Source organism: Paenibacillus azoreducens, assembly GCF_021654775.1.
GTDB classification, from domain to species: Bacteria; Bacillota; Bacilli; order Paenibacillales; family Paenibacillaceae; genus Paenibacillus_AQ; species Paenibacillus_AQ azoreducens.
In genome coordinates, this window is sequence record NZ_AP025343.1 from 4,050,081 (window position 1) to 4,066,074 (window position 15,994).

The 15,994-nt window shown below is 47.5% G+C and carries 10 protein-coding genes; 2 read left to right on the forward strand and 8 right to left on the reverse strand.

The window, feature by feature from the left end:
- Positions 1 to 690 (reverse strand): Crp/Fnr family transcriptional regulator, encoded by a 690-nt coding sequence (locus tag L6442_RS17885; protein WP_212980609.1) that lies wholly within the window; start codon positions 688 to 690, stop codon positions 1 to 3.
- Positions 691 to 865: 175 nt separating this feature from the next.
- Between L6442_RS17885 and L6442_RS17890 the strand changes: the two genes are divergently transcribed.
- Together L6442_RS17890 and L6442_RS17895 are read left to right on the forward strand one after the other, a co-directional pair.
- Positions 866 to 2,365, forward strand: a complete 1,500-nt coding sequence (locus tag L6442_RS17890; protein ID WP_237099968.1) for an MDR family MFS transporter — start codon at positions 866 to 868, stop codon at positions 2,363 to 2,365.
- A gap of 156 nt (positions 2,366 to 2,521) precedes the next feature.
- A complete protein-coding gene (locus L6442_RS17895; protein WP_237099969.1) occupies positions 2,522 to 3,799 on the forward strand; it encodes an IS110 family RNA-guided transposase in 1,278 nt (425 codons plus the stop codon).
- Positions 3,800 to 4,625: 826 nt separating this feature from the next.
- On the opposite strand, the gene L6442_RS17900 is transcribed toward L6442_RS17895, so the two are convergent.
- The 7 genes from L6442_RS17900 to L6442_RS17930 all read right to left on the reverse strand — a co-directional run bounded on the left by L6442_RS17900 (position 4,626) and on the right by L6442_RS17930 (position 15,994).
- Complete coding sequence (locus L6442_RS17900) at positions 4,626 to 6,074, reverse strand: DUF4179 domain-containing protein (protein ID WP_212976469.1); 1,449 nt, start codon at positions 6,072 to 6,074, stop codon at positions 4,626 to 4,628.
- A gap of 18 nt (positions 6,075 to 6,092) precedes the next feature.
- Positions 6,093 to 6,599 (reverse strand): RNA polymerase sigma factor, encoded by a 507-nt coding sequence (locus L6442_RS17905; protein WP_237099970.1) that lies wholly within the window; start codon positions 6,597 to 6,599, stop codon positions 6,093 to 6,095.
- Positions 6,600 to 6,854: 255 nt separating this feature from the next.
- Positions 6,855 to 7,874 carry an alpha/beta fold hydrolase gene (locus L6442_RS17910; protein WP_212976470.1) on the reverse strand — a complete coding sequence of 340 codons (1,020 nt, stop codon included), beginning with the start codon at positions 7,872 to 7,874 and terminating at the stop codon, positions 6,855 to 6,857.
- A gap of 300 nt (positions 7,875 to 8,174) precedes the next feature.
- A complete protein-coding gene (locus tag L6442_RS17915) occupies positions 8,175 to 10,220 on the reverse strand; it encodes a peptidoglycan D,D-transpeptidase FtsI family protein (RefSeq protein ID WP_212976471.1) in 2,046 nt (681 codons plus the stop codon).
- Between the two features lie 354 nt (positions 10,221 to 10,574).
- Positions 10,575 to 13,094 carry a hypothetical protein gene (locus L6442_RS17920; protein WP_212976472.1) on the reverse strand — a complete coding sequence of 840 codons (2,520 nt, stop codon included), beginning with the start codon at positions 13,092 to 13,094 and terminating at the stop codon, positions 10,575 to 10,577.
- Between the two features lie 76 nt (positions 13,095 to 13,170).
- A complete protein-coding gene (locus tag L6442_RS17925) occupies positions 13,171 to 14,532 on the reverse strand; it encodes an ABC transporter substrate-binding protein (RefSeq protein WP_212976473.1) in 1,362 nt (453 codons plus the stop codon).
- Positions 14,533 to 14,833: 301 nt separating this feature from the next.
- Positions 14,834 to 15,994: an efflux RND transporter periplasmic adaptor subunit gene (locus L6442_RS17930; protein WP_212976474.1), complete on the reverse strand. Its 1,161-nt coding sequence runs from the start codon at positions 15,992 to 15,994 to the stop codon at positions 14,834 to 14,836.

The window sequence follows — 15,994 nt, forward strand, 5'->3', positions numbered from 1 at the left end:
TTATTGATGCTCCATGTTCAATTGCTCGCAGTGTATATAAATCGTTCGGAAATCAGTCTTGATCGCTTTCGCTTCCGCAAGTTCCTGTAATGCAAGCGTGACGGCTTCCCTTGATGCACCAACAAGGTGGGCGATCTCTTGATGGGATAATGGGATATCGATCTTATAGTAATCGCCATCGAGTTGGTCACGCTGGACGCCAAATTGGCGGGAAAGCTTTTGAAATACATGCATGATTTTATCATGAAGCCGCCCGAGCGCCAGATTTTGAGCGAGACTGCTCATATGCGCCAAACGTTCGCTTAAAACTTTAAGCATATTCAACATAAAACGCGGATGTTCGACCAGGAAATTTTCGAATCGTTTTTGATCGATCATGCAGATATCGGATTCTACAATTGTTTCGATAAATACGTTCCGGGTTCCTAGCGAGATGCCGTTTAGTTCCCCAAAAACATTGCCTTCGCTCAATAGATCAAGCGTAAATTGCTTCCCTTCGGGATTGATTCGGTATAGACGGACCTTCCCTTTTTTGACGAAGTACAACTTTTCACGAAAAGATTCCGGGGTTTGAATAAACGTCTTTTTCGGATATGTCGTTATTGAGGTGAGTTCATCCATTACGATTAAATCTTCCTCAGATAATGCATGCAGCAAGTTAAACTGCGATAAGTATTGGATTTTGTCCATTTTCCCCTCCAGGAATGAGATCAACCCCAGTATAATACACATGTATTTTATCATAAGCGGCTAGCCGGAATTTAGGGAGAAACGATAAATCAAACCAGTTCATATTGAGTTCATAAACATCATGTAATCTTGGTTTCATTCCACTAAAGACTAGAAAGAAATGAGGGAATTTGGAGTGAAATCGAAACACAATAAACTAATTCTAACAGGTCTCATCATCGGCCTCATCTTTGCCGAATTGGATGAAACGGTTGTGTCAACGGCGATGCCGACCATCATCCGGGACTTGCATGGGCTCGCTTTATACGGATGGGTGGCCGGCGTTTATATGCTGGCGGCAACCATCTTCATGCCGATCCTTGGGAAGCTGGCCGATATATACGGCCGTAAGATCATTTATTTAACTTGTATGGGGCTTTTTATCACGGGGTCGATCATCTGCGGGCTTGCACCATCGATGACCGTGCTGCTTATCGGTAGAGGCATTCAGGGGATTGGGGCTGGCGGGCTTATGCCGCTTGCCATGGTTATCATAGGCGATGCTTACCCGCTTGAACAGAGGGCCAAAATCCAAAGCTTGTTTGGACCGATGATGATCCTGCCGCAGCTGCTTGGGCCTACGGTGGGCGGTTATCTGGTCGGCCATGTCAACTGGCATTGGGTATTCCTGATTAACATACCTGTCGGTTTGATTGCCGCTCTCGTGCTTGGCATTGGGATGCGTGAATCCCGCAGCGATGAGAAAAAATCCATTGATTGGCTTGGTTCTTCCGTCCTGACTCTGAGTTTGCTGTCGCTGCTGATGTCGCCCGTCATGGTGGATAATCAAGGGTTGGCTTGGTCTTCCCCGCTGATCGTTGGCATGCTGATTCTAGGTGTTCTGCTGCTTGGGCTGTTCATCTGGATTGAAACGCGCGTGAAAGAACCGATCATTCCGCTGCATTTGTTCCGGAACCGGAATGTGGCCGTGATGTCGCTGATCGTATTTATTCTGATGCTCGGACTGATGGGCGGCATTGCGACATTCCCGTTTTTTGCCCAGAACGTGATGGGCTTAACTCCGACAGAATCGGGTTATCTAATGCTTGCTTTTATGGCGGGAGCCATTCCGTCAAGCATCGTTAACGGTTTTCTGATTACCAAAGTGCCGTACCGCAATCTGTTTATCATCTGCTTCATCCTGCCGGTGATCGGGATCATCATGCTGACTCAGCTCAGCGTCCATGTATCCGTCGTCTATATCGTTGCTGCGTTTTTCATTCTCGGTTTGGGGCTAGGCGTGTTGTTTGGCGGGGACAACCTGATCATTCAGGAATCCGTCTCCAAGGACAACAGCGGAATAGCGATCAGTACGGTGGGCCTGGTTCAATCCCTTGGGACAACCATCGGACTGAGCATTTTCGGCAGCATGCTGGCCAAACATGTGAAAGATGGCGTGTCGTCTGTCGCTGACCTGCTGCCTGCAGGAAGCGCCGAGCATATGGCCACGGGCGGCATTCCGAAAGGCCTGGCGCCGGAGCTTCTGCTAAAGGTACAGACGGTCTTTGTGGACGCATTCCACAATATATTCCTGATTGCTTGCGGATTTATTGTTGCCGCATTCTTCATCTGCTGGTTTCTGAAAAAAGGAGTACTCGGCAGCAAAGAACAGCTGCCAGAGGTTTCGCAAGGATAAGGCGTAGAAATTGTTTGCGCCGCCTGTTAGTTCACGGAGGATTCTAAACATTCCTGTGTAGGCTAAGAAAATGGTCTTTGAAAAAAAAAGGAGCGCCTCGTATGATAGGGGTGAGACGGGTCAAATGCCCTAAAAACCTATCAGGAGGCGCCTACTATGAAGTTTACTCGAATTGAAGTTACAAATCAACGGATTGAACGAATTACCACCCAGCACGCTATCGTGGGGATCGACATCGCCAAAGAGAAGCACGTCGCTCAAGTGACCAACTTCCGCGGTATCGTACTCACGCGTCGGCATCTGACCTTTGCAAATACGCTCGAAGGCTTTGAGAGGCTGATGCGCTTTACCCAAGAAGTACAGAAGAAGCAGGGATTGACATCGGTTATCGTCGGCCTCGAGCCGACCGGACACTACTGGTTTAATCTAGCCCATTGGCTGCGGAAACAAGGAATCGAGGTCGTCCTGGTGAACCCAGTCGTGACGCATCGCAACAAGGAGAACCGTGACAATAGCCCGTCCAAAAACGATGCCAAGGATGCCCTAACCATTGCCGATGCGGTCAGCCGCGGCTTCTATACCGAGTTTACCCCGCAAGCAGGCCAATTGGAGCAACTCAAGACGCTGATGAGCGATCGGGAATTCTGGGTGAAATATGCTATCAGTTTGGGTAATCGCATCGTCCGCTGGATCGACATGTACTTTCCGGAGTTCCAGCTTGTTTTTAAAGACTGGAAGGCCGAGCGCTCGTTGGCTTCCCTGCGGGCTTTTCCTTTACCGTGCGAGTTGCAGGACCTGAACGCCGATGAAGTCATCCAGCGCTGGCACGAACAAGGCATGAGACGCCCGGGTGGAGTTACCGGGAAAGCGAAGGCGGTCCAACTCATCCAGGCGGCCAAACGCAGCATTGGCCGTACCGAGGGATTGGAGCAGGCAAGGCGAGATCTGCAGCGCCTGCTGACGGCGTACGACCAGATTACAAGCCACCTGCAAGAGATGAAGGAAGAAGTCGAAGCGCTGCTAGGGAAGATCCCCATGGCCAAACAGTTGCAGAGCATCCCCGGGATGGGCCCGACCACGATCGCAGCCTTGCTGGGATTCGCCGGCGATCTTGGTCACTATGCCCATGGACGGCAGCTCTTGCGCCGCGCCGGGCTCAATCTGGCTGAACGAACCTCCGGCAAGTACAAAGGTCAGATCAAGCTCTCCAAACGCGGAGACAGTGCGCTGCGCAAATATTTCTTTTTGGCTATGCTCACCTTGGTGCGTGAAAACCCGGACTTCAAACGGTGGCATGAACACAACTTGAACAAGGGCATGAAGAAGATGGCTTCGTTATTCAAATTAATCGGCAAGCTGGCCCGGATCGTCATCGGGATGGTCCAGCGTGGAGAAACGTATCGCCCTGAGATCGGTGTGAAGCAGGCCGCCTAACCCCGAGGATTCCTATCGATCCCGTAGCACCTGTCGCCCCGTCGTATTACGAATATTGTCTTATTCGCAGGATCTCTAATATGCACAGAGAACCGAGTGCCAGTTTCGCAAGGGCATAGACCCGTCACCTAAACGCTATCGGTCTCCACGCCTTGGGTAGGTATGACGAAGGAATGGAAGGACAATGATCCGTTGAGACATGGGAGGGTGAACCTCCAAGGGCCAAGTGGAGCGTGCAGTATACCAGCACCCACGAAGTGCGTATAAGCGTAGCTTCTGTTCTTGCACGCCCGTTTGTCGAAAAAAGCGGTGTCTACTTCTTCATTCCGGCTCTCGTTCTGTTTTACAAGGCGAAGGAATTCTGCGAATAAGTGAGTATTCATGAGAAAACACCTTAAATACGAGGGACGAAACTGGGTATCGCTATTTAGCCAAAATAACCGTGATTGAGCCATATTTCGGCCTAATAACGATATGTAGTTTCGTTAGATTTGATTTGGCCTCGTTTTTGCGATTATAGCGTGTCACAGTTTCGTTAGCGTTACCTTTGATGAGCATACTTCCACAGAAAAAATAATGAAACCAAACCTCATAGAAGGTGGTTTTCGATTGCTCATGCTTCTACTTTGCACTAACACTTAAAACCCCCATCCAAACCACATCATAGAAGTGATTTGGATGGGGGCTTCTGTTATGCCATGTGGATGATGAACCCTTGTCATCCACCTAGCCGAACCCTTATTTCATCCGTGCGTCCTAACCTTTACATCTGTTTATCTACATCCCTTTACAGCCATTTATCTATCTACATCTGCCCAGACGACGCCTATTGTTTCGCAATTAACTCGACGCTTTGCGTATCCATCACCGGAATCCAGTATTTTTCCAACCTGATGGTAAGGGGCTGCGGATAATCAAGCGCATCCTTGCCGAAATTATAAGTTTTTTCGTCTTTGAAGGTATCCTTTGATCTAGTTAATCCGCCATGACTTACGTTTTCCGACGGTAACCTTTTATGTGTCTCTCCGTTGGCATCCGTGAAGCTGTCATCCAGCGACATGTCGAAGCTTTCCGCGGCCTGCACATGTTCAAGCTTGCGCTCCAGAAAAATTTCTCCCGCCCCCGATTTTTCACCAGGCTCAGGCGCAATGATGCGCAGTAGATCATCCGGCGCTTCTACAATCTCTTTTTTCTGCAAATCAATCACCAGTTTTAATTGATCCTTGTTCACGGCGGAAATGCCAAAAACCTTTAACGAAGCCTTGTCCGGCTGCTCAAGCCGGCTGCGCTTGTAAAGCAGCGTCGTTTGGGATTTATCCTTTAAAATCTCCGTTGGATAATAGATCTTTTCGCTTTGATCTCCGCTTTTCCCGATCAGAACCGGATTGATCAAGTTAAAAACCTGCTTCTCATTTGCCGGATCGTATTCCAGATCGACATAAGTTTGAAGCGGTGTATAAAGCAGTTGGCGCACCTTGATATTTTGCCCTGCGATCGTTAGCGTTCGGTCCGGATAATAGGCTCTTTCCTTATCTTTCAGCATGTTGGTGTCAAAATCAAAGGTAACATCAAACTCCTCTTGGTTTTTGTCTGTCGCGGTGTCCCATATTTTAATGCTGAGCTTCGCGTCTTTATTGTACTTGGCGGTCGGCAATAGATGTGTTGCGTATACATAGTAGCCTGTATCCCCCGCTGGGGTTTCATTACCAATATAGTGATTACCATTATAGCGATTTAGGGTAGCAATCGACTTTGCCCATTCAGACGGTGCTTTCACACCCCCGAATTCAAGCGATTTTTCAATAGGAATGGCAGCACTTTTCGTATGATTTTGTAAACTATACAAAATATATGCAGTTCGCCCATCCGCAACGGCGCCCGCTACGTCGATGCGGTAACCGTTTTTTTCCACGCCAAGTTTGACGGGCTTCACAAGACCTTGCTCCAGCGCGGCCGCAAACCCCTGGTCTCTAGCAGCGGCCTGGCGGAACAATTCAATATCGGTAACGCTTTTGGGACTGGCCGTTTGCACCATTTTTTCATTCCCGCCCGCATCCGGAAATCCCGTAAAAGAAAATACAATGAACACCGCGGCTGCCGCAGCCGCTATAGCTGCTGCCCCATATGAATAAATTCGCCTCATTTCACGCTTCCTCCCCTTCGAAATCCCAGCCCTTACGGCATTAGCAAGCTTCATATCCCGAATCTCTCCGGCTTGTTTTTTGACCCTATCGGAATCCGTCATCAGAACGCGTTCTTCTTTGTCCAACATCATTCGCACGCCTCCTTTAACCTACATATATTTACGAAGCTGCTTCAGGCCTTCCCGCAGCCATGTTTTAATCGTTCCTTCCGGCTTCTGAAGCACCTTGGCGATTTCCGCCGTCGTCATATCCTGGTAATATTTCAGCATCACAACATGCCTGTATTTCTTTTTCATCCGCTCCATCGCCCGTTCAAGGTCGATCCGATCGCCGCTTTTCATCTCTTGTACTGCTTCTTCTTTTATCTTTTCCGAAGGCTGCACGCGTTTTTTGCGCCGGAGCTCGTCCATGCAGCAGTTGATGGTAATCCGGATCAGCCAGGACGTAAAAGCCTGCTCGTTTTTTAGCTTTTTGCGTTTCATCCAGGCTCTGCAGGACGCTTCCTGCACAGCTTCCAATGCGTCCGTCTCATTCCGCAGATAACTGAAGGCAATCGAATACAATCTGCGCTGTTCAGCCGACAAGTATCTGAAAAAAGTCTCTTCATCCATCTGGCTTGTATCGGCAACATGAACGTCCGCCATCGTCTGATCCATCCCCCCGCCCCCTTTCTTGATGTCAATTCGGTCATGGAATCCATGTTCTTCAATAGCTATTTTCATAAGTAAGACGTGGCTCACCGTAAAATAGATTGAAATTTTTTTATTGGAAATTAATAACTCGAATAAAACCCTGTCGGATTGCTGTTTTGCAGCAAGAAAAAAGCAATACGCCAGCTAATGACCAGCTTATTGCTTTTTTAATTTACCATGATTGCGGCCAAAACTAAAAATTCTGCGCCTCATGCATGGCTACAGTTTTTCTATCGACTGTAAAATCCACGGTGCCATCAGTTCGCCAGTTTGATTCAGTATCGGTAGATGCTTTTCGCCGGGAACGATTTGGGTAAAAGACTTTCGGCTCACCTTGGTCGCCAGTTTGGAAAATTCAACTATTTTGGGCGCATCCATAATTTCATCGTCAGCTCCAATCCAAAGTCCAAAGGGCCTGTCGATTTCCGCGACTTCCTTCGAAGGTTTCGTCGGGTTTAATGCCAATGCCATGTTAACGCTGTTGGTTTGAACAAGCCCCAAACCGGAGTTCATCTGCTCTTCCGAATAATTGTAGCGGACAGCTGTCGCATGCCCTTTTAACAAGCCGGCGGTAAGTTTATGGGCAACAATCGCTTTGACGCACACGGTTGCGAAGTTCCCTTTGTCCTCTTTCATCGTTTTGGAGCTCGGGCCAAAGTCCGGCGCAACAAATAGATAGCCTTTTACATTTTGGTGATTCGGGGAATGAATATAGTTGACTACCAGTCCAGCCCCGGCGGAGTGGCCTCCCAAAAAAACGGGCACTCCTGGAAATTGGCGATGCGCGTCATCGATCATCCGGCTGACATCATCATAAACTTGTTGTTCGCTTGGCGCATCCCCGCGAGTCCCCGCAGACAAACCATGCCCTCTGATATCCGGTAAAAACGTCGCTATTCCGTATTGTTGAAGCTGCTGCCCGATAGGCTCATAACCGGCTCCGCTGTTTGCTCCCGATCCGTGGTAAAAAATGACCACTGCTTTGAGATTGGCAGGAACATATCTACGATAAGCCAGACGTAAATGATCTGTTGCTTCCACATATTGAACATGATCCGACGTTAGTCGGTTTCCCGTGCCGGAATCGGACGGTCCAACGCCTTCCGATGAAATATTGGCAACGACGTTGGAAGAAAATTTACACGTTGATAACGGGGTCGCGGCATAGGTGAATACGCCACCTACTAGAATGATCATGATGGCCAGAATCATTAACACTATTCGCTTGGCTATTTTCATATAAGCCCTCCTTTTTGCACAATGCCGCTTTCGTCCTGATGTCGGCGAAGGCAAGAATTTTTCCCGGTAGCGTCAAATGCAAAAACCAATCTCCGCGGACTTTATTTTGTACGGAAAGCTGCCTACTTAAAACTCAATATCTCTCCCAGAGATATAATGTCACTTTGTACGGCCGTTGTCAAATTATTTAATATTAAATTTAAATGATTTCTTTCATAATTACTGGCACATTCCCGCAAAAAAAAGAGAGGTTGAGCCCCCCCTCCTGGCTATTCATTCTGCTTTGAATTTTGCCATATATCAATTTCCACCCTGCGTTTCTTCACTGGATTTTCCCTTTGGTACGCCAGCGAGACCATACACCTGATCATAGGCGTCAAACATTTTGCGGGCGATCGGCGCGGCGCTGTAAGATCCAAAACCACCTTCAGGAATGACAACCGCGATTGCCAGAACCGGATCTTCTTTAGGCGCAAACGCAATAAATACCCCGTTATCGATCATTTTACCCCCAACGCTTTGTTGGGATGTACCTGTCTTGCGGGCAAAGCTGTACGGAAAGCCTTCAAATGAGGATACGGATGTTTTCATTCCGCGTTTGATGACATCCCAGTAGGTTTTATCAAAGTTGACCGTACTTAACACTTCCGGCCCGAATGTTTTAATGATTCTCCCCTGATGATCGGTAATCTTGCTCACGAGCTGCGGCTTCAGACGTTTGCCTTCATTCGCCAGCATGACGGCATATTGGGCCAGTTGAAGGGTCGTATATTTCCCCTGCTGCCCAAAGGAAGCATAAGCCATGGCAGATTGAACGCTGCCCGCTTGCTTCACGTTAATGTATTCCTTGCGTCCCTTCCATTCTCCAGGCAGGCCGCTGCCTGTGCTAATGCCCAGGCCAAATGAAGTCATGTAACGATCCCAAACATCAATACTCTTGGAGCCGTATTTTTGATATAACTTTAATCCAATCTCGTCGATCATAAACACATTGGAGGATTTCTCGAGCGCACGCGCGGGATCCATTCCACCGTAAGCATGGCCTTGTGCGTTCTGCACGCGAGTCTTGTGCCCTTCCTTGCCAAAGTATGTCGCGCCAGTATCCGTGTAATACGTATTGGGTCCTATTAATTTTTCCTCCAGCCCAATCAATACGCTGAGCGGTTTGATAACCGAACCTAACAATACGACGGATTCAGGATGGCTTCCTTGCTTACCTGGATTAAATGAACGGATCGCGCCATTCTGATAGATGTTTTGAATCTGCTTCCAGTTTGCCGGCGTTACGCTCCCGGTCTCCCAAATGTTAGGATCATAATCAGGCATGCTGGCCATGGCCACAACGTTCCCCGTCTTCACTTCCATCGCGACTGCAAAACCAGTCGTTGCATTCGGATGAGTGCCGCCTGCAACCGGATGGGTCTGGAGCCAGTTCAACTGCTCGGTAATTGCTTGTTCGGTCTTTAGCTGGATCTCCTTGTTGATCGTGGAATGAATGTCGTAACCTTTCTCAGGTGGAATGATATCCTCGATTTCTTCCGGCATATTGCGGGGATTTATCGTGACTTTTTTATAACCGTTTTTACCGCGCAATTCATCTTGGTACATCAGTTCGAGGCCGTCATAACCAACAAATTCAGGCTCCGAGTAGATCAGTCCCGGATCCTGCGTTTGATCGCTCCGCTCTGATTCATCGATTTTTCCGTACTTATCCAAACTTATGGACCCGCTATACGTTCGAATATATCCAACCGTTTGTACGGCAACAGTATCCGGGTCATAGCGGCGCACGCTTTCTTCCTCAATGGCTATACCGGGAAAATCCGATCTATGCTCTGAAAAGTAGGCGATTTCCTGATCCGTCAGATCCATCTTGATCCGGCGGGGCATGTAACCTGCATACTTCTTGAAATCCAAATCCATAGCGTTGATCAGTTCTTCCTTTGTCAATTTCTCATGATCCGGACTGCCGGATTTATTAAATACCGCCAAAAGTTCATCGGCGATTTTCTCGGCTTCTGGCCGGTTTTTCATCCCATTTTTCTGGCTGTAATCCTTCATAAGTGTTATGTACAGGGAATGAGTAGGCTCAGAGTAAGCAAGTTTGACTCCCGCAGCGTCATAAATCGTTCCGCGATTCGGCGGAAGCGGCACATTTTTAACGATGTTGCTGGCTTCCTTTTCCGTTAACGTCGGCCCCTCAACAAACTGCAAAACGGCAAGCCTGATAATCATGACGCAGAAAAGTATAAACGTGCTGAAGAAAAATAGATTTATTCTTAGACGTGAGTTCTTTTTCTTGTTCTCTTCTTCTTCCTGTGTGTGTTCCGACTTGTAATCGCTCATGTATAATCCTCCTTCCTGCCTGTAACCCAGCATTGGAGTAAATAATATAATTTACTGTAAAGACAAACAATGGAATAAATCTGATGAAATTATCATGATGTTGCTAGATATAACCCCACAACCGGAAATTTTTAAGTTCTTATATAGCAAAAAAAGCCGCGATTTAACGCGGCCTAACGAGAGTTATGATCACTTGATCCATGCTTTTGACAATCAATCCTATTGAATTTTCAGCGACATTAAAAAAGCGGCGAAAAGTATGCAGCCCCCTGCAAAGAAATGGCGCAAACCTCGTCCGCCTGCTTCCTGATCGATTCTACCATATGTGTAAACGCCCAAGTAAAGAGTACACGATTATCTTTCTTTTGTTTCGTTGTCCTTTGTTTCCGTTTTAATATATTGGATCGGATAATACTCCGTGCCAAGCAGCATTCTCCGTCCCTGGAACTCATCGTACAGATTCACGCGAATGTTTCCGCCTGCAAGTTTTTGGTAAAGGCTGTTTTTTAGCGTTGTGTTATATGATTTATTATTCCCGATGGTCCAATCTGTCCCAGGCGTCAAAGTGATCTCGGTCGACTGGTCAAGCGGATCGATGAATTCCAAAACAATTTTATGCTCATACGTTCCGGTTTCGAAATCCCCGTTTTTGGTCAATGTATACCGAATCAGCGTTTCCACGACATCCTCACCTTCATTTAATGTTGATTCCGCTTTGTTGATCGAGAGACTATAAGGGAACAAATCTACGTTTTTCAGGTTTGAAACCGGAGGTTTGCCCGAAGGGCTAAGCGACAATCCAAACGCATCGACATACCCGGTTATTGTTCCTTCTGCCTCTGCCAATTTCCCTTCTTCAATGCCCGCGCCTAGATAAAGCACAAGTTTTGATGTATCTACGCTGAGCGGAAGTTTGCTCCAGACGGTAATCAGGTTTTTGCCTTTAGGACTCACGATATTGGATGACTGGCTCACGGTAGCCTCATAGTACTGATTATCATGTGTTTTGTAGAAAGCGACCAGCCGGACCGGTTTGGATTGGCGTGCCTCTTCGCTCGTCATTTCAAGCTCTGTATATATCAAATTCGAATTGCTTTCGCCATAAACGGTTGACTTGCGTTCGCGGATCTCCGCTTTTTTACCCGCTGTCTGAATATGATAGGTACTGCCGGCTGGAGCGGTATTTATCTTACTGCTTAGGGAATGAGCATTCAAGGCAAGGAACGGTTTCGCTTCATCCCCGATGGTTTCTTGCAGAATGATTCTTAACTGATCGACACCCAATGAATAAGGCACATTCGCAAGCACATACATCTCCGCCGTTTCATTCGGAGCGAGAGAAACCGGCCCATTCTGCCCTAACATTTTTGCCGATCCGCTAAGATCATTCATTTCCGTTTTGATTAACGCTTTCAGTGAAGGCATTTGCACCGTACGGGACGATGCATTGCGGATTGCGACTTTGGCTGTGATTTGATCGCCGTCCTCCCAAGGCACGCGCTGATAAGAGCTGAGCTTGACCGCGAATGTCCCATGACTGTTTTCAAACAAGGTTTCAACCCCCGGCACGCTGCTGTTTTCCCGGGAATAAGGAATAGCGTAACGGGCTGCCGGAAAAATGATTTTATCCTGCGCCGGAGGTTCGCTCATTTGCAGCTGCAGCGACCCTTGGTTCAGCTTTAACGGTACATCCGCGCCGAGATCAATGATTTTCTCGTCCAGCGGCTTTAAAGCCAGATTGGCAAGCGCCTTTGCGTCCACCGGAATGCTGTATCCTTCGGCGGTTTTGACGGCAAACTCGTAAGCGGGAAGCGTTACCGGTTTATTTCCAAGATTTTTAAAGCGAAATTGCAGGCTCCATTTGGCGGAACCATTTTCCGCATACATAGTGGCGCCCTTCAGCTGAGTTTCAACCGCATTACCCGCAATCATCAATTTCTTGACGGCGTAATTAGGCACCGTTGAATCCAAAACGGTTACCGCAGGGAGATGAAAGGATTTCACAGGCAGATTTACTTTCAAAACTTCATCTTCCAGCGCCCACTGCAGCTGCATATTGTCCGTTTTCATATAAGAAGGCATCTCCGTCAAATAGTAGATGGTTTTCTTTTCTTGGGGTTGTACTTTAAAGTTGCTGCTGTCATCAGTAAGCGAGAGAGCGAATACTGAACCGCCGGACGACTTTAGGTATGCTTTATAACCGGGATCGCTAAGCGCCTTTGCACCTTGATTGACAAGACTGATGCCCGCCTTGAGATAGGTTTTTCCGTTCATTTGGATTTTTTGCAGGCTTTCCGCTTTCGCCATTACAGGCAGGCCGTTCATCATGATCTTCTGACTCTGCCCCTTGGGAACGACCGTTGAATATTTGTCTGGAACCGTGAATACGCCCAGCCTTTTCTGATAATCGGTGCTGCTGAAATCCCACCCGAATATGGACACTTTTACTCCATCTACTTTGGCCGCCTTGCCAATGTTCGCGTAATAGGTGATGGACTGGCTGCTATGAGCGGGTATCCTTTTTATGGACGAGTCGCTCGTAACCGGTTTACCCTGTACCACCGTCCCCCCTGACGTGGTTATCCTGGAAAAATAATCGATGAGAGCCACACTGCTGCCGCTGTCATTGTTGTAGCGAAGCGTATAGGTCAAAATATTGCCGCTTGGCTGTGCAAAAATATCTATATCCGTCAGCTTTACGCTGACTTTGCTCTTTAAAGCAACCGATCCAAGGCGATCAAGTGTAAATGCGGCTGCCGCAGTTAATTTTGGAGCGGACAACGCTGGTGCTGCATAAGCGCCATATCCGAAAGATTGGCCTAACAATAGTGTGCTAACCAGAATTACTGCATAGGTCTTAACAGGTTTGTACATCAAATCTCCTCCTTGCTCCATCTTCCAAAAAGAAGCAGCACACGCGAGCGGGCTGCTTCTTCACATTTGCGCCATCCTATTCGTTGATAAAAGTTGTTGTCCGGTTCTGGATCAGCTTCGCGACTTCCTCGGCGGACTTTTGACCGCCAAAGAAGGACGCAGACTCTTCCCCGACAATGGAAATCACTTTGCCGTCCAGACCCGCATATTGATCCGCATCTTGAACGATCTGCTTAAACTTCGTAAACGCTTCGTCCGGTACCTTGGCCTCCTTACCTGTTGGCAGTTTGTAACTTCCGCTTTTCACCTTTTCCTGAAGTTCGTCCAGTTTCTTGTTGTTTACGGATGTGAGCAACGAGAAGCCTTCCCTCTCATTCAGCGACTGGGCTTCGTCAGATAACATAAACGAAATGAACTTCCAGGCTTCTTCTTTTACCGGGGATTTAGCCTGAATCCCAAACTGGGATGTTGGAATGATCCGTATGCCTCCAGATTGTCCCGAATGTGGTTTTTGCAGCAGCACCGGATTTTCGAAAGCTGAATACGGGCCGTCAATCAAGTCAGACGGCGACATGATCACGGAGGAATAAAACAATTGATTGCCCATTTTCGCTTCATCGGAAGTGATGACTTTTGCATCATACATTTTTTTGACCTGCTGCAGCAGTTCTATGAATGCCGGCGAGTCAAACTGTACCTTTTTGGCTTCGCGATTCACAAATTCCGAATAACTGTCCACGACCATTTCCTGAAGCGTGACTTCCGGCGGATTATTCGCCAAGGCGTACAACTGCTTTTTGCCGCCCTTATTCGCCTGCTGTATAAGCTGCCTTGATATTTCATCAAAAGTCTTCCAGTTCCAGGTCTTATCATCGATTTTCACGCTGGAATTTTGAATGGCATTTCCGTCACCGACGAAAGGTCTCATGAAATAACCGGAAGGAACTGTGTATAACCCGCCTTTTAATTTCAACGCATCTAAGATACTCATTTTCAAATCATTTTTATTTAACGTTTGATCTTGCTGCATGTAATCGTTCATGTTCAAAAGCAGCTGCTTGCTTACATATTGTTCGTACTCTTCGTTTGGCAGGCTTCCCAAATCGTAGATATCCGCACCTTTGCCTGACAGCAGGGCCGTATTCATCGTTTTTTTGTATTTTTCATAATCGCCCGGATCCCATTTTTCGCCCGCGTTTTTATAGGATTGGATTTGCAGGTCAATATCTGGATATTTTTCTTCGAACTTTTTCTTCAGAGCCTCGTAGAACGGACCTGGCTCCTGAATGGATAATGTAACGACGGTTTTCCCCTCTTTGTTGGTCTGCTTCTCCTTGGCCTGCTCTTTTCCATTGCTTCCTGCATCGCTTCCCGATCCGCATGCCGTTGCGGTTGTCATGATTGCCCCCATCAATAGCATCAAAAGCCATTTTTTCATCGTATGATTTCCTCCCATGTTTTTTGGCTCAATACTGAAATTAGTCCTTGACATTGTGCGAGGTGACCGCTGCGGTTACGGATCGTTCTTCCGATCGCTGCCCATCTCCAAATTTCTTGAATTTTATTTTTCAAAAAGGTAGAAATTCGGAGACAAAGCGTATGCTTCCGATGCTAGCTTTCCTTCGGAAAGCTTTTAGGCGAACGCTCCCGCTTCGTAAGAATCGATTCCGTCCCCTCCGCTACTTTCGCTTTATGGCAAGCACTAATTATGATATTGAACCAATTTTGTTTATAACTGCCTATTGCAATCGAACGCGGTCCCCGTCCTGCAAAGGTTCGCTGCTCTCCAAGATGATGACGTCATCATCATAAATGCTGGCCTGCGTAATCATCGTTTCTTTATCGTTTTTGCCGCCAGTCTCAACTTTGACTTTACGTGCGATAAACGCATTGCCGAGTGCCCCCCGCTGTTCCTCTACCTTGAACACATACTTGCCCTCACGATCCTCATGGACCGCTTTGTTGGAAACAAGCAATCCATCATCAAGCGTGTTTTTCTCGAATTTGACCGACGCCTGCTCGCCGCCTTTTAGCCCGGGATCAGTCACCTTGATGCGAAGTGTTTTTTGCGGGATCATTTCAGCTTTCACTGTCTCTTCGCCGGATGAGTCCTCATAACGTGCATCTGCACTGACGATGTCCTCGATCACACCGGATATGGTTTCGGATTGCTGACTTTTTGCCTTATCGACATCGACATCGATCTCTTCACCGACCTTTATCCCTAAGCTGAGCAATAACTTGGCATCTGCGGATATTTTCAACCGGTATCCCAGACTGCTGTTGATCATAACGACATCCGGATCTCCCGCTGGGGCAAAGCCTTCCATAGCATTCACTTTTGTAACGATTCCGTCGAACGGAGCGGTAAGCTGGTTTTTACTGGCTAGACTCGTCTTCATCTCGTCGATTTTCCGCTCCTGCGCCGCGATATCAAGTTTTCCCTTTTCGATTTCACGTTTAGCGTTCCGGAGTTTGAGTTCGTCCTCTTCCAGCGCTGATTCAATGTATCGGTCTTGCGTGTTTTGCTGTTCGACTTTTTGCTTTTCCAAATTGGTGATCTCGGCATTCAGCTCCTGCTCTGCTGTCATGCTGTCATACAGGATAAGCTTCTGTCCCTTCTTCACATGGTCTCCTTCTTTTACAAAGACCTTTTTGACCTTCCACCCCGTCGTATTCATCAGTTTGACTTCAGATACGGGCGTAAGGACGCCGCTGCCTTCAACCGTAACAGCAATGCTTCCTTTCTCCGGTTTCTCCGTCCCCACTTTCGGTAAAGTCAACGATTGCAGCGTGTTGCTGAAAAAAGTAAAAAACAGCAGCAACCCCACAAAAAAAGCGAATACGAGCAATATGATTCGTTTGCGTTTTTGGTCTGCCTGTTCTTTTCCAAGCTCCAT

Coding starts and splice junctions, on each gene's coding strand:
- L6442_RS17885 (WP_212980609.1), bottom strand. CDS start 690: ATGGACAAAATCCAATACTTATCGCAGTTTAACTTGCTGCATGCATTA.
- L6442_RS17895 (WP_237099969.1), top strand. CDS start 2,522: ATGAAGTTTACTCGAATTGAAGTTACAAATCAACGGATTGAACGAATT.
- L6442_RS17900 (WP_212976469.1), bottom strand. CDS start 6,074: ATGATGTTGGACAAAGAAGAACGCGTTCTGATGACGGATTCCGATAGG.
- L6442_RS17905 (WP_237099970.1), bottom strand. CDS start 6,599: ATGGATCAGACGATGGCGGACGTTCATGTTGCCGATACAAGCCAGATG.
- L6442_RS17910 (WP_212976470.1), bottom strand. CDS start 7,874: ATGAAAATAGCCAAGCGAATAGTGTTAATGATTCTGGCCATCATGATC.
- L6442_RS17915 (WP_212976471.1), bottom strand. CDS start 10,220: ATGAGCGATTACAAGTCGGAACACACACAGGAAGAAGAAGAGAACAAG.
- L6442_RS17920 (WP_212976472.1), bottom strand. CDS start 13,094: ATGTACAAACCTGTTAAGACCTATGCAGTAATTCTGGTTAGCACACTA.
- L6442_RS17925 (WP_212976473.1), bottom strand. CDS start 14,532: ATGAAAAAATGGCTTTTGATGCTATTGATGGGGGCAATCATGACAACC.
- L6442_RS17930 (WP_212976474.1), bottom strand. CDS start 15,994: ATGGAGCTTGGAAAAGAACAGGCAGACCAAAAACGCAAACGAATCATA.